The sequence below is a fragment of the Alphaproteobacteria bacterium genome (assembly GCA_033762625.1).
Classification (GTDB): domain Bacteria; phylum Pseudomonadota; class Alphaproteobacteria; order UBA9219; family RGZA01; genus RGZA01.
This window is the reverse complement of sequence record JANRLI010000022.1, coordinates 51,261-68,056: the sequence shown is the minus strand read 5'-3', so window position 1 is coordinate 68,056 and position 16,796 is coordinate 51,261. Positions and strand designations below refer to the sequence as shown.

The window sequence follows — 16,796 nt, the reverse complement described above, 5'->3', positions numbered from 1 at the left end:
AGGGTCGCAAACCCAGTTTGGCCTGTCGACTTATACTGTAGAACCTGTGCACGGAATGCTTCTGCCTTATAGACGTATCCTGCAATCGTAACCGTACTCAAATCTCTAGCTACTGTGAAACGATCGGTCGTGCTAACGGTTAATTCATGCCCATCAATGGTGAGTTTTACTTTACCATTATTCGGTACATCTGCTTCCGTAAGTTTTGAACCAGGCGCTGGAACGAGTTTCCCATCTACAATTACCCCAACCACTTTATCAGTGATCTTATCTTTAATGACCGTACTATCGATGCGTAGCGATGCTTCAAGTGCGATGTTCAATGAGTCTTCAATTTCACGCGCCAGCACAGGAATGGGCGGAAGTATTCTGTTAAAACCGCCTACATACAAAGCTTGTTTGAAATTTGAATTGGTGGCCATTAAGCAATATGGGCTTTCGGCTCTGTTTTTAAAACCGAAGGTCACCGCCAAACCACCCAGCACTACTGCTGTCGCAACATAAAAAACGCGTGGGTTCTTTGCGATACGTTGGCGCAAGTAGCGCAGGCCACTTTTTGGTACGGCATCTTGAGGCTGGGCGACGCGCGCTGGTTGTTGTTTTTTCTTACGATGCGCTGCGGGATTACCGCCCTTTGGTCGTCTAGACATGCTACTCTCCGGATAATAACCTTAAAAATTCGGGTAAAATTAACGATATGGCGGGATAGTAGTTTTCAAGAATAATCGGTACAATAAGCATAATGCTTTCATGCCGGTTTTATGGGTTTTTACCGTATGTCCAACCGCGAATTAACGCCTGAATTGCTGCTAGAGGCCTATTCAATTGGGGTATTTCCCATGTCGGATGACGCCAAAAGCGATGCGATTTATTGGGTAAACCCAAAGCATCGCGGCATTATTCCGCTTGAACAATTTCATGTTCCCAAACGGCTTGCGCGCACTGTGCGATCAGGCCGGTACCGCGTGACCATCAACACCTGTTTTGAAAAAGTCATCAGAGCATGCGCCGAAATAAAGCGCGGAGATAGCAAAACGTGGATTAATGAAATGATTATCACGAATTACACACGGCTGCACCACATGGGTCATGCGCATTCCGTCGAAGTTTGGGAAGGCGATAAGTTGGTTGGCGGACTTTACGGGATTTCATTAGGAACGGCTTTTTTTGGCGAGAGCATGTTTTCAACCGCACGCGATGCCAGCAAAGTCGCGTTAGTTCATCTTGTCGCGCGGCTTATTAAGCAGGGTTATACACTGCTGGATGCGCAGTTCATCAACGACCATTTAAAGCAATTCGGTATTATCGAAATCCCGCGTGAGGAATATCACGGTTTCTTGCGTTTGGCTTTGGCTGGCGCTGCTGCTTTTGCATCAGCAGGTGGTGGGGACGCCGCCTTGGAATTCTTGCAATCAAGAACCCATACGTCATAAATCGGATGTTCAAGGGCAGATAACGCTGGCGATGACGCAAACATCCACCCGCGATAGAGATTTTGACGCGCCATTTCCTTGATACGCGGATCATCAATTTCAACAAAAGCTACGGATTCTGGTGTTTCTTCCGGCGGTGTTTTTTTGCAGGAACGGATTTTAACACTGAGCGGGCCAAAGGTTGCGCTGTGTCCAACCTGCACATTAAATGTCTGCACACGCGCATTGGGTTTATCCAATGCTTGCATCACGGCAGTATCATATTCTTCAAAATGATGTTGGGCCTGTGCTGCTAGTGGCAGTAGACACAACATCAGTATGAGCAGACCGCGGTTGATGTTCATTTATCTTGTTGCTGGCTTTGTGTCTGGAGCAGGCTCGGTTGCCAAGAGCGGCATAGTATCATTCAACGAAGAACCAGATGATGTTTTATCGCCTGAAGGTGCGACTGGTGGCGCACCTTTTTTCTTGTCGTCTTCCTTGAAAATCATGTGGCCGATTAAATCATCAAGGCGCATCGGCGGTGTAGTACGGGTCAGCTTACCGGTACCATCGGTTGCAATGTTTTCATCTTCCACACCAACCTCAAGCGAGAGATATTTACCACCCAGCAGGCTTTCGCTGGCAATCATCGCAATCGTATCGCGTGGCAGCTTGATCTTCTTGTCCACGCTGAAATTTGCGGTAGCGCGGAAGTTTTCTTTATCAAGTGAAATGTTGAGAACCGAGCCAACCATAACGCCGTTCATGCGCACATCGCTGCCGGGCTTTAAGCCATCAATCCGGTCGAAATCCGCGCGTACGTTATAGCCTTCTTTCTTGCCTAGATCAGCGCTGCTATACGCAAAACTCAAGAACATCACGGCGGTAAGAAGAACAACTGCGCCAAGCACGGTTTCAATGACATTACGGTTCATCGTTTAACTTCCTTAGGTTATGTTATTACGCATATTATTTATTGGGTTGCCAAGCTTGATAATCGCCCGTTGCTTTATCACGTTTCCCACTTTCAAATACAGGGGGACGATAGGCTTTATCAGAAAAAGTAAGATTGGCGTGGTGCTGTTTGACCCATGCCTGATGAAAATCGCTTTCTTCCGGCAATGGTTCATCAAGGGTATAGTGCAGCCAGCCATGCCATTCGGGCGGGACCAGAGATGCCTCGGGGCGACCGTTATAGATCACCCAGCGTTTTTCACGCACATTGGACTTCTGGGCTCCCTTTTGCTTCTTTTGACGGAAGTACTTGTTGCCGTGGCTATCCTTGCCGACCAGCTCTCCGGAAAAGAGTGTAAAAAGCTGCGTCCCCAAATGGGAAAAGCGCGCAATCCATGAATAAGGTTCTTGCATAGGGGTCTGTCGTTGGATTCGAATTCAAAGAAGCATCTTTTTAGCTATATTCGCGGTACTTCGCAAATTCATAAATGTTGGGGATACTTTTCAGTCTTTCGTACCGAATACCCCGAATATGTGGCAAGCATATCAAGTGCTTACATCACCCAATATGCTAAAGGCCATTCCCGATGCGAATTGAGCGCCTGCTCACCAAAAAAGACCAAGACGCCTATCAGGGTCTCGAATTCATTACTTTGGCGTTTGATGCCAACGCGCCCGATGAGGAAGATGGGAATCTTGCTGGAATTCTAGAAATTCCGGCTAACTGGAGCCGTCGAAGCGTTACCATATTAAAACAATACGGTTTTTTGAATGCACCTTTTTCTAAGCAGTTAAAAACGGTTGAAGAAAACACCGTTCCATCATGGTTGTGGCCCAAAGTTCCAAACCCGGCCGAAAAAGATATTACAACAGAGCATAGCGTACGAAGCAGCTTTGACCGATTTGCCGGTGCACTCACCTATGAGGGATGGAAGCAAAGCTTTTTCAACCGCGAAAACGATGCGCGCGCGTTTTACGATGAGTTGCGCATGATGTTGGCAAGCCAGATCGCGGTGCCAAACTTATCGTTATTAGCAAGCTTTGGCGCAGATTGGGCTTATGGCATTCAAACCCAACGTCTGGATGCTAAAACATCTGCCGATTTGCCGATTATCATCAATAAAGTTGCTGATAATCTATGGTCACTCGATGGCGCATTAAATGCCAAGGCAGATTTTATTGTTACATTCAACTTGCTCGCGTTCCGCCGCGAAGATGGTTTTTTAAATGTGCAGTTACTGCGCCATGCTACACGCATATGGTCTCTGGCACTCCATATTTTAACTGCAACGCATGAAGGTACCCGCGGCGGAATAACGGTGACGAACTTTGCCAGCCTGCTGGCATGCCAAGGGATTGGATATAACAGTGTAGCAGCTAAACATTACATTGCGGGCATCATGGCGCAAATCTGTGCATGCAGCTTGCAAACCACCGCCATGATTGCGCAGGAAAAAGGCGCCTCAGCTGAATTCACGCAGCGCCAAGATGCGTTGATGAATCTGTTTGATAATCAGGAAATCGCCATTCACGGCACAAAGAATGCGCAAAATATCTTTATACTTGAGCCCAGTGAAGCGCCGGAATTGCCACTGGTGGCAGAAAGCCGCAAGATTTGGGATGAAGCATTAAGCCTGATTGAAAAAACAGGGATGCGTAATCTTTACCTCAACGGTATTTTGCCGATGCGCGAAGCCGATGAATGGTTTGATAGCGATAGCGCAAGCATTAATCCCCTCACCTCGCACGTTGTTACCATCTGGACGATGGATGGCCGTTTGGAACAGCGCGTTCGACCTGTTATTATCGAAGGATTATCCAAACTGGGCTATGACCCCGATGATATTGCCCAAATCGAACGCTATGCGGCTGGTCATCACAGCTTACATGACGCGCCGGTTATTAATCCAGCCGCGCTACATGTGCGTGGTTTTGATGCGGCAGCGATTACACGTTTGGAAGAAGCTTTATCAAAAGCACAACATATCCGCCATGCATTTAGCCCATGGGTGGTTGGCGAGGTATTTTGTATCAAGAAACTTGGCTTAACCGCCGATGCTATTCGTGACACTGCTTTTGATTTACTGACGTTCCTTGGATTTAGTGAAGATGAAATCAAATTAGCGAACCAGCATGTATGTGGTACGCAGCGCATTACGGGTTGTGCGCAATTGAAAAAAGAACACGAAAGCCTGTTTGCTACCTCAAAGCCCAACGGCGATGATAGCACTGCACTGTCAATGCAGTGCCAACTGGATTTACTTCATGCTGCACAGCCATTCTTGCTTGGCGCATGTGATTACCAATTGCATTTACCCATTGATACATCAGCCCAGGAATTATCAGGCCTGCACATCGCCGTTCAGGAAAAAGGTATTCGCCGCATCACATGGCTGCTTGACCCCGCATGGCGCAGTGTTGAAGAAGCTCCGCCCCAAGCCGCCGCACAACCCAAATCGGTGCCGCAGCCCGCTGCACCACGCCGCGTTAGCCGTAACAAGATGCCAGACCGCCGCAAAGGATATACGCAGCGCGCTGTTATCGGTGGGCATAAGCTGTATTTACGCACCGGCGAATACGAAGACGGGCGCATTGGCGAGATATTCATCGACATGCACAAAGAAGGCGCGGCCTTCCGCTCTCTTATCAACAATTTTGCCATCGCGGTTTCGATTGGTCTGCAATATGGCGTGCCATTGGAAGAATTCGTGGAAGCATTCACCTTCACACGTTTTGAACCATCGGGCATGGTGGAAGGTAATGATATGATTACCGCATCCACATCTGTGCTGGATTACATGTTCCGCGAACTGGCGATATCCTATCTGGGCCGCGAAGATCTGGCGCAGGTACACGAGCATGACTTGCATCCTGACAGCCTTGGCAAAGGTCACCGTGAAGGCGATTTACCCAAGGAAGGGAATGTAGCCAGCGATGCTGCGCTTAATATCATTCGCAAAATCACCAGCAAAGGCTATGTGCGCAACCGTTATGGCGTGAAAGCAGAATAAGTTGCTGCACCGCAGTAATTAACGCTTTTCGATATTGACTCTATCCTTTTTGAACATATTCTTTCTGTTCCGAAAACGTAACAGACTATTTTTTAGGAGTATTTCAAAATGGCTGATCCAAAAGTTCCTGCAAATGATAGCAATCTTCCTAAAGCTAAATTAATTCTCCCAGATGGCCGTGAATTAGAATTTCCTGTTGAAGCTGATACAATCGGCGATGCCCTGAGCATCAATGTGAAAGGCGCATTTGGAAAAGCCAAAATTTTCTTCAGCAGCCCCGGCTATGCCGATCTTTCAGCAGCACGTTCTGAATTGACATACATTGATGGCGATAATGGCATCTTATTATATCGCGGTTATCCTATTGAACAACTCGCCAATAGTGCGAGCTTCATGGAAGTTTGCTACCTGATTTTGAACGGTGAATTGCCGACCAAGGGTGAACTAACAGCATTTGAAAAAGATATCGTCAACCGCATGGAAGTCCCCGAACAGCTCATCCGCACATTGGAAAGCCTGCCACGTTCAACTCATCCTATGGCCATTATGATGACTATGACAACGGCATTGACCGCTTATTTGGAGGCCAAGATCGACCCAAAAAAACCGGAAGGTCGCTATGAGATTGCGCTGGAACTTATTGCAAAATCAGCAACCATTGGCGCGATGGCAAAGCGTTATTCCTTAAACCAATCCATTATGCGTCCAAGTGATAGGCTTGGCTTTGTAGAAAACTTCTTGAAGATGACCTTTGCAAATGCTGCCGGTGAATATGACATCAATCCGGTACTGGTACGTGCAATGGACCGCAACCTCATCCTGCATGCAGAACATGAACAAAACGCATCGACATCCACTGTGCGTTTGTCGGGTTCATCCGGCACTAGCCCAATTGCAGCGATTGGCGCAGGTATTGCAACACTCTGGGGTCCATCGCATGGCGGTGCTAACGAAGCTGTTCTGGAAATGCTTAAGCGCATTGGCACGGTCGATAATATTCCTGAATTCATTGCTCAGGTTAAAAGCAAGGGCGCAGATGCAACACGCCTGATGGGTTTTGGTCACCGCGTCTATAAAAACTTTGACCCGCGCGCAATTATCATTAAGCAGGCTTGCGATGAAGTGCTTAAGGCCCTTGGCGTTGACAACCCGTTGCTTGCGGTAGCTAAGGAACTAGAACGGGTTGCGTTGGAAGACCCATACTTCAAAGAAAAGAAACTGTATCCGAACGTGGATTTTTATTCTGGTATTATCCTTTCAGCGATGGGTTATGAAACCAAAATGTTTACTCCCATTTTTGCAGTTGGCCGTACCGTTGGTTGGGCAGCGCAGTGGAAAGAGCAGGCTGATGAAAAGAGCGCACCGATTGGTCGCCCACGCCAGTTGTACCAAGGACGCACTCAACGTGACGTTATTCCCATGGAACAACGTGGCCCTAACGGCGATAGCGCCCGCGCTACACTGACCGCCGTAGCTGACCCAAAGCTTGCGGCAGACGCAAAATAGGCAACGCAAGCCCAGCCGAAAGGCTGGGCTAACCTATTGAATCGGCTTAAAGCTTGCGAAAACAGCACTTGCAGGAAACGCCATAATCAGTTTAAACTATTGAACTATAGGGAAAAATTTCCCTATGCGCAAAATAACGCTGTTTACAACCGCCGTTTATAACCGATGAGCTGCCCATGACACGTTCTGATTTGGTTCAAAAACTTGCCGAGAAGAACCCGCATCTGATGCAAAAGGATGTCGAGCGGATCGTAAACACTATATTCGAAGAAATTACAGTCGCACTCACGCGCGGTGACCGCGTGGAGTTGCGAGGATTTGGTGCATTCTCGATTAAAAAACGTGAAGCACGCTCTGGCCGCAACCCGCGCACCGGTGAAACCGTTTCTGTTGCTGGTAAGACCGTTCCATTTTTTAAAACCGGTAAACAACTTCGTGACCGCCTGAACGGTAAAGATGCTGGCGACGACGATTAGTTAATTTTGTAAGATCGCGCCGCGCAACCTTAGCTTATCTATAGCCTTATGAAGTTTTTATCCTGGCTAATCTCCCTGCCCTTTCTGGTCGTTTGCGTATTATTCGCAGTGAACAACCGTCAGGAAGTGACGATTGATTGCTGGCCATTTGATTACGATATTAAAACGCCGCTATTTGTTGTTACCCTTGGCGGATTGCTGCTGGGGATTTTGCTGGGGTCAGCATGGGTATGGTTTGGCAGTTTACGCACCCATTTGGAAAAGCGAAAACTTACCAAGGAAGTTGATAAACTGAAAACCAAACTGAATGAAGACAAACCTGTTTAGGAAGCAATATGCCATCGCGGATTTTTTGTGCCATCGACACGACGGATTTGAATGCAGCCAAAAATCTAGCGCGGTCGCTTAAACCGCATGTGGCAGGTTTAAAGTTGGGGCTGGAATTTTTTTCTGCCAACGGCCCTCACGGATATAAAACGATTGCCGCAATGGGCGCACCGATTTTTCTGGATTTGAAATTGCATGACATTCCAAACACGGTTGCGGCTTCGATTACGGCCTTATTACCCCTAAAGCCCCAATTCATGACCATTCACGCCAGTGGCGGCGCAGCCATGATGAAAGCAGCCGCCGAAGCAGCGGCAAAGGGTGGCTCCAACCGACCTAAAATTCTTGCGGTAACGGTGCTAACCAGCCTGAATGCCAATGATTTAAATGCCATAGGGCAAGATGCTGAACCAAAATCGCAGGTATTGCGGCTCGCTAAACTGGCTAAAGAATCAAGGGTAGATGGCTGTGTTTGTTCGCCTGCGGAAGTGGCCATGCTGCGCGAGGCGCTGGGCCCTGATTTTATCCTGATGGTGCCGGGTATTCGCCCCGTTGGTGCAGATTTGGGCGACCAGAAGCGTGTTATGACACCAAAGGATGCCGTGGCAGCCGGAGCGACCTATGTCGTTATCGGAAGGCCAATTACGGGCGCCCCAGACCCAGCTGCCATGGCAAAAGCAATTAACGTGCAGGCTGAAGCAGCATGAGCGTTTCGGTAAAAATATGCGGCCTGAAAAGCGATGATGCGGTAAATGCAGCGGTAAAGGGCGGTGCAGCGTTTTTGGGATTTAACTTCTTTGAAAAATCCCCGCGCTTTGTTACGCCGCAAGCGGCGGCAGAGCTTAGCCCGCTTGTTCCGCCAACTATTCCAAAAGTGGCCCTGTTTGTGGACCCAAGCGATGCGGAATTGGAAGACACGCTGGCGGTATTTGAAGCGGATATTATTCAATTACACGGCATGGAATCCCCCACACGCGTTGCGGAAATAAAACGCATTTATGGCAAGCCGATTATCAAGGCATTTGCTGTTTCGCATGTTGATGATATTGAAGAAACCGTTGCTTATGAAAACCTGGTCAGCTGGTTTTTATTTGATGCCCGCCCGCCCAAGAATTCTGAATTACCCGGCGGTAACGCCGAAGCCTTTGACTGGAACATCATGAAAGAATATGCATCGCCGCTGCCATGGATGCTGGCGGGTGGAATTAATTCCAGTAATTTGAAAAAAGCTGTCACGCAATCAGGGGCACATATTGTGGATGTGGCATCCGGCGTTGAAATCGCGCGTGGACAAAAAGACCCCGCGCTTATTCTTGAATTATTGGATAAGGCAAAGGCGCTGTAGTTCCAACACTATAGTTTTACTGACACCATATCAGGACGTTTGCCACGGCCTTTTGGCTGTGCTGGCATTAGATATGGCTTACCACCACGCATACCAATACGGCGGAAATCAAGCAGGAAGCGCAGATGCGCGGCAACTTGTGGACCTGCATTGCGGAATCCAATGGCATTATCCAGCAAGGCATCCCCTTCACCTTGCTTTAAATGCTTCATGATAAGATTACGGGTTATCGGTACACCATAGTTATAGTAACTTTTATCGCCTTCCCCTTCGACAATCAGATGTTTGACCATATCACGTGTTTGGGGGGAAGTTGCCTGCTCCATAAAGGCACGAAGATACTGAATATCCCATTCTGCTGAGCCTTTACCCATCTCCATATAGGGAACCATGCCGGGCAGCGGATCAAGGCCAGTGCGGTGAATAAGCTGGATGAGCTCTGCCCGGCGATCATAACGCAAGCGTTTATCAACGCCGTCTATCCGCACAAAGGTTACGTCATCAATGCTTCTTACTTTGTGTTCTTCAAGAAAAGCACGGAACGCCGCAATAGTTGGCAATCTTTGAAAAATTGGTTCAGCCAGAAAATTTTCAGAAAGTAGCGGATAATCTATAAGGCCCAGATTTTCGCGGTTCGGATATTTATGTGGAACAAGCACCGAGAGTTTAGCAAATTCGGTAAATGGCACATGCTCCAACCCTTTGGCTGGTTTAAAATCGCCCTCATCAATTGCGGCATCAATTGCAGCTTGAACACCTTCAGCCGCTAATTCCATAAGCTTATCTGCTGATGGAATATGCGTTTTGCCATCAAGATGCTTTGCGACAACTTCTTCAATCGCTGCGCGGAATTCACTGCCTTTAAATCTACTATCGGTCATCTGTATTCTACTTGGTTGTTACTATAAATGTCGCGAGCAACCTATCGGCCAAACGCCGAAAGTAAAAATACAAAATTACCAGCTATTTCAATAATTAACCGTCAGTTCCCGAGCGGGCGGCGCGTTTACGCATATTGGGGTCAAGATAGCGCTTACGCAGGCGAATGTTCTTTGGCGTGACTTCCACCAATTCATCATCCTGAATATAGGACATGGCACGTTCCAGCGTCATTTTAATTGGCGGGGTTAGGCGAATTGCATCATCCTTACCCGCAGCGCGCATATTGGTGAGCTTTTTGCCTTCCAATACGTTTACATCCAAATCATTGCTCTTGGAATGTTCACCGATGATCATGCCTTCGTAAACCTTCACACCGGATTCAATCAGCATTGGGCCACGTTCTTCGAGATACCACATGGCATAAGCAACTGAAACACCAGTACCATTGGAAACAAGCACACCAGTGCGGCGGCCAGCAATCGGGCCCTTATATGGTTCATAGCCTTTGAACAAACGGTTCATCAAACCGGTGCCGCGTGTGTCGGTCAGGAATTCGGCAAAGTAACCGATTAAACCGCGTGATGGCACATGGAAGGTGATGCGGGTTTTACCAACGCCCGATGGCTTCATGCCCACCAGTTCGCCTTTACGTTCGGAAATCTTTTGCACAACGGTGCCTGAATATTCTTCATCCACATCAACCTGAACTTCTTCGATGGGTTCAAGCTTGTTGCCTTGTTCATCGGTTTGGAACAATACGCGTGGGCGGGAAATGGTAAGTTCAAAGCCTTCGCGGCGCATGTTTTCAATTAAAACACCCAATTGCAATTCGCCGCGGCCAGCAACTTCGAATGCATCTTTTTCAGCTGATGGTGTAATTTTAATGGCCACATTACCTTCAGCTTCTTTTTCCAAGCGATCCAAAATCATACGGCTTGTTACCTTGCTGCCTTCAGTACCAGCAAGCGGGCTGTCATTCACAGAGAAGGTCATGGCCAAGGTTGGCGGGTCAATGGGTTGTGCGGGAATGGCGTTTTCAACCACTACATCGCAAAGCGTATCGGCAACGGTTGCTTTAGTAAAACCAGCGATTGAAACAATGTCACCAGCCACGGCTTCTTCAACAACTGACCGTTCAATGCCGCGGAACGCCATGATTTTGGTAATGCGTGCATTTTCAATCAGCTTGCCATCGCGGGTTAGTGATTTGACGTTCATGTTGGTTTTTACGGTTCCGGATTCAATGCGTCCGGTGAGCAAACGGCCAAGGTAAGGGTTATATTCAATCAGCGAGGCCAGCATGCTGAATGGCGCATCCGGCTTCACGCTTGGCGCTGGCACATGCGAGATGATGGTTTCATAAAGGGTCGTTAAATCCGGCATCTTGTTTTCAAGCGACAAACTTGCCCAACCTGCTCTGCCTGAAGCATAAAGCGTTGGAAAATCCAGCTGCTCACCATTTGCGTCAAGCGCAAGGAACAAATCAAATACTTCATCAAGCACTTCGTGCGCGCGCGCGTCAGAACGGTCAACCTTATTGATAACCACGATGGGACGCAGCCCCAAGCCCAGCGCCTTGTTCAACACGAATTTGGTTTGTGGCAATGGGCCTTCGGCGGCATCCACCAGCAACACAACGCCATCCACCATCGACATAATACGTTCAACTTCGCCGCCGAAATCAGCGTGGCCTGGTGTATCGACAATATTGATACGGGTATCTTTCCATACGATGGATGTGCATTTGGCAAGAATGGTAATGCCGCGTTCGCGCTCCTGATCATTGCTGTCCATGACACAATCGGCCACTTGCTGATTTTCGCGGAAAGAACCGCTTTGGCGCAGAAGTGCGTCCACCAGCGTGGTTTTGCCATGGTCAACGTGGGCGATGATGGCGATATTACGTAACTGCATATTATTAACTTTCACAATCTTTACGGGGATCAATCTTTAAGGGGCCTTTCAACCATTTGGCCACCTATTGTTCTGCTGCGATTGTTTATATATGCAGCGCAGCACAAGCAAGGTTCTTTTTAGTTTTATGCTTGCTTTTACTCGTTTTTACTTTGGCAACAGTCCTGGTACAGGCATCCCCAAAAAGGCAATAACACCGGTAAATATCGCCCAAACCGCCAAAACCAGCAATAAAATGGCTGTTCCGCGGTTAACCCATGTGAGGGCTCCATTGGTAAAATGACGACGGATAAGGAACACGCCACCTCCCAAAAATAGCCACCACGCAAGCGAGCCACAGAAAATACCCCCTGTTAGAGTCGCGGCCTGAACATAGCTGAGATGGCCAGCGAATGTCGCAATAACAGCCAAAATTCCGATGATAGTTAGCGGATTGGTAAAGGTGATTATAAACCCAGTCATAAAGGCTTTGATAAGGCCAGATGCCGAAACAACATGCGCACGTTCCATTTCAATTTTTTGAAAGAACATGCGTATGGCCATGATCATAAGAAAGAAACCACCAAACAAACGGATTTCTTTCTCCAATCCTGTAAGCAACGATAATGCCGCAGTTACGCCAAATGCAGCGATACCGGCAAAAATAGCATCGGCAACCGCCGCGCCCAAACCTGTTGCAACGCCTGCAAAAATTCCCCGTTCCAATGTGCGACGAATGCACAGAATGCCAACGGGGCCGACGGGCGCAGCAATCACCACGCCGAGCACAAGGCCGCGAAAGAAAACCGAGATTTCGTCGAATAAGAAAAAGGGTTCCATGAGTTCCTAGTTAAGGATATTGAGCGCCATGCACAAATAAAAACACCATCCCCACTGATTAAAGGAGGGATGGTGTTTGATTATCTAATGTTTATTGAGGCTTTTTTAGGTCTTTAGGATCTTTTGGCGAAACGTCCTTAATAATTTTCTTTACGCCTTCGAGAACATCCATCTTTTTAGCTTCTGGTTCTGCCTTTGGTGTTGCTTTTGTTTTTGCAGCTTCGGATTTTTTAGCTGGTTCAACTTTCAAAGGAATCGTTCCCTTAGTTTCTGATGTTGTTTCTGATTTTGTTTCTGCTTTTACTTCCGTTTTTACACTGTGCTTACGATGATGCTTTTTCTTAGTAGCTGGATCGCACATCTTGCCGGCCGTGCTTTCAACTACTTGCACTCCGCATGGGCATGCGCCACAGCAATCATCAACCCAAGCCGGGCAGCTCTTACACGTGGGGTGGGATGAAACTTGCGCACAAGCCGTGAGCAAGGAGATTGCAAGAACCGCAATCATAGAGAAAAAGCGATTAGTCATACGTAGTCTCCGTTTAGTTTAGATAGTCAAAAGGGGATTATTACTTGGTGATAATGTTACTGACTTCATAGAGCTGCGTTCGGGCACGCAACAACCAGAATCCTTGGCCGCAAAGATGACATGGAAGGAACTGGCTGTCACCCCTGCCGTTGAAAATAATCAGTGGAAACAGGCTGGAAGCGTCTTTTAGGCTGGCAACCGCGTTATCCCAGACGTTTGCCATGCCCTTTTCTTTAATAATTGGTGCAAAATCCTTGCCCAGTTCCCGTAATATTAAGTAATAGGCATAAAGACGGCCCTTGGCAGTAAAGTAAATCGCATTACTCTTGAACTCCAAAAGACTGCCGCCATTCTTTTCTATAGCGTCACTGATAATCGCAGATTGCGAACCCAAATCGGCGGCTATGCTTTCAATTGCGGCTTGCAAATTATCGGCGCGGCGGTCAAAGGTCGCTTTGCCTTCGGCCAAGCGTTGATTGAAGGCCAGCAATGATTTACGCGCGTTGCGATATTGTTGCTCGCTGGTCGTGGTCGGGATCACGCTGTCATGGAATACCCACACATCTCCTGCATACTTTAAAAAGCCGGAGGCTTTATCCAAATCAGGGTCAACCGCGCTGGAGCCGCGCTGGCGCGCAAGATTATCGGTCATGGAAATGGAAAAACGGCTCAAAGCATAAATGATACCTTGCTGGAATGCAGGCGTGCGCGTTAGCCATGAGGATGGAACAAACCACGGATCATTCGCAACCCAGCTATGGGTATCCACCTCGCGCGTGATAAGCGCGGCCGCCATATCAACGGCAGCGCTGCCGCCCTTGGTTATTTCAGTTGCTTGAAAGTTTGGACTGTCATCAACCTTTTGATAAACCGCAAGGCCCAGTATGACATAATAGAAGAACAGACCGGCTATTACTAAAACGCCAAGCCAAAGACCAAGACGACGCACAAGGCCAAGTAATGTGATTTGCATGATGAGCTATAATGGTTAGGGGAAGTAGGCCACGCCATGATAAGTTAAGGCACGAAACTTTGCTAGCCGAAACGTATGCCAGGCTGACCTGTGACATTGTGGCGTAAGAGTGTAATGCGGCGGCCATCCACATGGGCAAAACGGACTGGCAGGGATGTTACTTTTAACTGCGTAGTGCTATTCCTCACACGGTTCACAGTATCATCGGAAGCGCCAAGCACTTGCAGGAATTCAGGCAGGTATTGATGCTGCCCATATAAACCGGTATATCGACTAATATAGTTGATGTGTTCGATGGTAAGATGAAGCGGATGCATGCCCTTGCTTGTTTCATCGCCAGCTGTTTTTGATGGATCAATGGTTACAAGCAGATGGTCGTCATCATCGATTTCAACTTTGGCGACACTTGAAAGATACCAGTCACCTTTACCTTTGATAAACGCGTCATAAATTGTGCTATACGCATCGTTCATGCGTAATCCGCAACGATCAAATTCGAGTGTGCGGCCATCTGCGGTTTTAATTGTAGCTGAATAATTAGCCGCTGTTTCACGAATGAAACGCGCCGCTTCCAGAAAGAATATGACATGCGAAACTGAATAAGGTTCAGTGATGGTGTAATGCGGACTTTCATCATCCAGTTCGATATTAAGTTTGAATGACGGATTTTGAATGACGGCCATCTAATTTCTCTGAATAAAGTTTGCATAAATATATTATATAAGACTATCGCATTGCCTTATGATTGAACGGGGCTATTAAATCAAATAGCCCCGTTCAATGTCAGTACCAAATATACTTTCAGTTAAACAAGTATTTTTGATGCAATAAATGCAAAGAAAAAGCCGATTAGATATACAACCACAGCAAAAGCATATATCCACCAACTTAACCGCCGTAGGTTTGTACACGCCTTTGCCTGCGCGGCATCTGCTGGACAAGGTAGATTTTTTGCCTGCCATAGCATACCGCCAGCCAGCAGCAGCAACGCAGCAGCACCACCGAAAACCCACAATTTGTGACGTGAAAACTCTACAAGCCATGGCACAGTTGAAACAAGGCCCGCAAGCGCAGCTCCCGCCCCAAGTGTTACGAATAGCGCAGGCAGAGCACAACACACCAAGGTTCCAAGCGTTGTAAAAAGTGCCATGGTTGATGCGGCAACAACTTTTTTATGTGAAGATAGATTGCCCATTAACATCCCCGTTTAATATTAGTGACATCAAAACCGGAATCCTTAATCAACTTATTCAACGTTTTATCATCGATGGACTTGCCTGTTTTCATATCAATATCAATTTGTCCGGCATCAAGATTGACTTTGATACCTGCAACCTCTTCACGTGCGCCAAACAGTTTTTCAACTGAGCGCGCACAAAAATCGCACACCAATCCATTGACCTTGATATTGACCGCATTTGCACAAGTCGCAGGTGATGCAGCATAGGATGGGGTTGTAAGTCCAATCACAACTAATGTGGTGATAAGCAGTGTATGTTGTACGTTGTTCATAGTATTCTCCTTTAAAAGTTAATCATAAGATGGGTAAATAGTTTTTCTTCGTTGCTCATGCCGATTTCCGCAAGGACATCCCCATAGAAAAAGCGCAGCAGCGGTGTGACGGTGAATTTATCACTCGTCACGATGTGTTTTGTTTCAAGCATCAGCCATGTATGCAGGTCTCCGTAGTCACCTTCATAGGGAGCAATACCAACACGTGCTTTTTGTTCAAAAAACCTGTCAATGTTGCCCGCAGCCATGCCCATATTTTCATATGACACAAAAAAGCGCCTATCTTCCCAATCCGCCAAAAATCCACCGAATGCAGCCGCCGATGATGTCTCAGCACGGCCAAATGGATTTGCTAAGGCCGCCCCAATTCCTGATTTAAGGTAAAAGTTGGCTTGCGATTTTGGCATATTAATCCGCTTGAGAAGCAGATTTAGCTGTGTACCTTGATACATCCAGTCTGTATCGCGGCGATACTCGCCAAGATAACCTACAGAATACTCTGACGTTGGTGAGTAACTGACGCCAACGCTATGCGTATCAGCATCATTCATTTGCATAGCAGACCAGCCGCCAGCATATGAAACCGGTTTTGCCCACACAGCAGGTGTGGCGCACAACCAAAGGGCTAAAGCCCATATGAAATGATTCATTCAAACTCCTGCAAAAACTAAACGAAAAAATTAAGGTCGTTTAGACGCAGGGTCTGGGGGGCGGAGTAATGATTTCAAATATGAAAGAGGTATGATTACTATTCTTACCGCTAACAAAATTAAGAACAAAATCAGGATGCTGAGTATCGGCATCTATCAATGCCATAGTACCTGAAATAGTTTTACAATGCGTTTTGCATGCACTTCCCATGTCTCCATCACAGCAACATCCGCCTTCATGTGGAGGGTTGCTTTGGGTTTTTGCGTCAGATGATGGAGGGTTACTTTGGGTCGTCGCATCGCCTGAGGCACCACTGCAATGTGGGGCATCAGATACATTAGATACAGAGGCCTGCTTGGTCATTTCTTTGCACATAGGCAAAGCCGCTGCCGGAGCAATGCTCGCAGCAATTAAAAACAAAACACAAAGGAGCGTTTTCAGAAAGCGCATAAGGCATATTAACAAATAATATTGCTGAAATC

Annotated in this window: 21 protein-coding genes; 7 read left to right on the top strand and 14 right to left on the bottom strand. The window is 47.3% G+C overall.

Features of this window, described 5'->3' with window-relative positions:
* Positions 1–650: hypothetical protein (locus tag SFW65_10075; GenBank protein ID MDX1923460.1), on the bottom strand; the 650-nt coding region annotated here is incomplete at its 3' end.
* Between the two features lie 126 nt (positions 651–776).
* Here SFW65_10075 and aat point away from each other — a divergent pair.
* Positions 777–1,433 carry a leucyl/phenylalanyl-tRNA--protein transferase gene (gene aat / locus SFW65_10070; GenBank protein MDX1923459.1) on the top strand — a complete coding sequence of 219 codons (657 nt, stop codon included), beginning with the start codon at positions 777–779 and terminating at the stop codon, positions 1,431–1,433.
* Here the strand turns inward: aat and SFW65_10065 are convergent.
* From SFW65_10065 to SFW65_10055, 3 genes are read right to left on the bottom strand one after another with little or no spacing between them, the layout of a single operon-like run.
* Positions 1,328–1,777, bottom strand: a complete 450-nt coding sequence (locus SFW65_10065; protein ID MDX1923458.1) for a DUF2155 domain-containing protein — start codon at positions 1,775–1,777, stop codon at positions 1,328–1,330. The two genes, aat and SFW65_10065, sit on opposite strands and share 106 nt — an antisense overlap.
* A complete protein-coding gene (locus SFW65_10060) occupies positions 1,778–2,350 on the bottom strand; it encodes an outer membrane lipid asymmetry maintenance protein MlaD (protein ID MDX1923457.1) in 573 nt (190 codons plus the stop codon).
* Between the two features lie 34 nt (positions 2,351–2,384).
* Positions 2,385–2,783: an NADH:ubiquinone oxidoreductase subunit NDUFA12 gene (locus SFW65_10055; GenBank protein MDX1923456.1), complete on the bottom strand. Its 399-nt coding sequence runs from the start codon at positions 2,781–2,783 to the stop codon at positions 2,385–2,387.
* Positions 2,784–2,956: 173 nt separating this feature from the next.
* Between SFW65_10055 and SFW65_10050 the strand changes: the two genes are divergently transcribed.
* The 6 genes from SFW65_10050 (at position 2,957) to SFW65_10025 (ending at position 9,034) form a co-directional block, all read left to right on the top strand.
* Positions 2,957–5,380, top strand: a complete 2,424-nt coding sequence (locus SFW65_10050; protein ID MDX1923455.1) for a hypothetical protein — start codon at positions 2,957–2,959, stop codon at positions 5,378–5,380.
* Positions 5,381–5,488: 108 nt separating this feature from the next.
* Positions 5,489–6,886: a citrate synthase gene (locus SFW65_10045; GenBank protein MDX1923454.1), complete on the top strand. Its 1,398-nt coding sequence runs from the start codon at positions 5,489–5,491 to the stop codon at positions 6,884–6,886.
* Between the two features lie 176 nt (positions 6,887–7,062).
* Positions 7,063–7,362, top strand: a complete 300-nt coding sequence (gene ihfB / locus SFW65_10040; GenBank protein MDX1923453.1) for an integration host factor subunit beta — start codon at positions 7,063–7,065, stop codon at positions 7,360–7,362.
* Positions 7,363–7,410: 48 nt separating this feature from the next.
* Positions 7,411–7,689: a lipopolysaccharide assembly protein LapA domain-containing protein gene (locus SFW65_10035; GenBank protein ID MDX1923452.1), complete on the top strand. Its 279-nt coding sequence runs from the start codon at positions 7,411–7,413 to the stop codon at positions 7,687–7,689.
* An 8-nt stretch (positions 7,690–7,697) separates the two neighbouring features.
* Positions 7,698–8,396 carry an orotidine-5'-phosphate decarboxylase gene (pyrF, locus tag SFW65_10030; protein ID MDX1923451.1) on the top strand — a complete coding sequence of 233 codons (699 nt, stop codon included), beginning with the start codon at positions 7,698–7,700 and terminating at the stop codon, positions 8,394–8,396.
* Positions 8,393–9,034, top strand: coding sequence for a phosphoribosylanthranilate isomerase (locus SFW65_10025; GenBank protein ID MDX1923450.1), 642 nt, complete (start codon positions 8,393–8,395; stop codon positions 9,032–9,034). Before pyrF ends, SFW65_10025 begins: the two co-directional genes overlap by 4 nt.
* An 8-nt stretch (positions 9,035–9,042) precedes the next feature.
* On the opposite strand, the gene SFW65_10020 is transcribed toward SFW65_10025, so the two are convergent.
* The 10 genes from SFW65_10020 to SFW65_09975 all read right to left on the bottom strand — a co-directional run bounded on the left by SFW65_10020 (position 9,043) and on the right by SFW65_09975 (position 16,643).
* Positions 9,043–9,915 carry a hypothetical protein gene (locus SFW65_10020; protein MDX1923449.1) on the bottom strand — a complete coding sequence of 291 codons (873 nt, stop codon included), beginning with the start codon at positions 9,913–9,915 and terminating at the stop codon, positions 9,043–9,045.
* A 94-nt stretch (positions 9,916–10,009) separates the two neighbouring features.
* On the bottom strand, positions 10,010–11,830 hold the full coding sequence (typA, locus tag SFW65_10015) for a translational GTPase TypA (protein ID MDX1923448.1): 1,821 nt from the start codon (positions 11,828–11,830) through the stop codon (positions 10,010–10,012).
* A gap of 147 nt (positions 11,831–11,977) precedes the next feature.
* Positions 11,978–12,649: a LysE family transporter gene (locus tag SFW65_10010; protein MDX1923447.1), complete on the bottom strand. Its 672-nt coding sequence runs from the start codon at positions 12,647–12,649 to the stop codon at positions 11,978–11,980.
* Positions 12,650–12,740: 91 nt separating this feature from the next.
* Positions 12,741–13,178 (bottom strand): hypothetical protein, encoded by a 438-nt coding sequence (locus SFW65_10005; protein MDX1923446.1) that lies wholly within the window; start codon positions 13,176–13,178, stop codon positions 12,741–12,743.
* 40 nt (positions 13,179–13,218) lie between these two features.
* Complete coding sequence (locus tag SFW65_10000) at positions 13,219–14,151, bottom strand: DUF2333 family protein (GenBank protein MDX1923445.1); 933 nt, start codon at positions 14,149–14,151, stop codon at positions 13,219–13,221.
* A 62-nt stretch (positions 14,152–14,213) separates the two neighbouring features.
* Entirely contained in the window at positions 14,214–14,834 is a 621-nt protein-coding gene (locus tag SFW65_09995; protein MDX1923444.1) for a hypothetical protein, read from the bottom strand.
* Positions 14,835–14,956: 122 nt separating this feature from the next.
* A complete protein-coding gene (locus SFW65_09990) occupies positions 14,957–15,346 on the bottom strand; it encodes a hypothetical protein (GenBank protein ID MDX1923443.1) in 390 nt (129 codons plus the stop codon).
* Entirely contained in the window at positions 15,346–15,663 is a 318-nt protein-coding gene (locus tag SFW65_09985) for a heavy metal-associated domain-containing protein (GenBank protein ID MDX1923442.1), read from the bottom strand. Before SFW65_09985 ends, SFW65_09990 begins: the two co-directional genes overlap by 1 nt.
* An 11-nt stretch (positions 15,664–15,674) precedes the next feature.
* Positions 15,675–16,313 carry a hypothetical protein gene (locus SFW65_09980; GenBank protein MDX1923441.1) on the bottom strand — a complete coding sequence of 213 codons (639 nt, stop codon included), beginning with the start codon at positions 16,311–16,313 and terminating at the stop codon, positions 15,675–15,677.
* A gap of 156 nt (positions 16,314–16,469) precedes the next feature.
* Complete coding sequence (locus tag SFW65_09975) at positions 16,470–16,643, bottom strand: hypothetical protein (protein MDX1923440.1); 174 nt, start codon at positions 16,641–16,643, stop codon at positions 16,470–16,472.
* Positions 16,644–16,796: the final 153 nt, after the last annotated feature.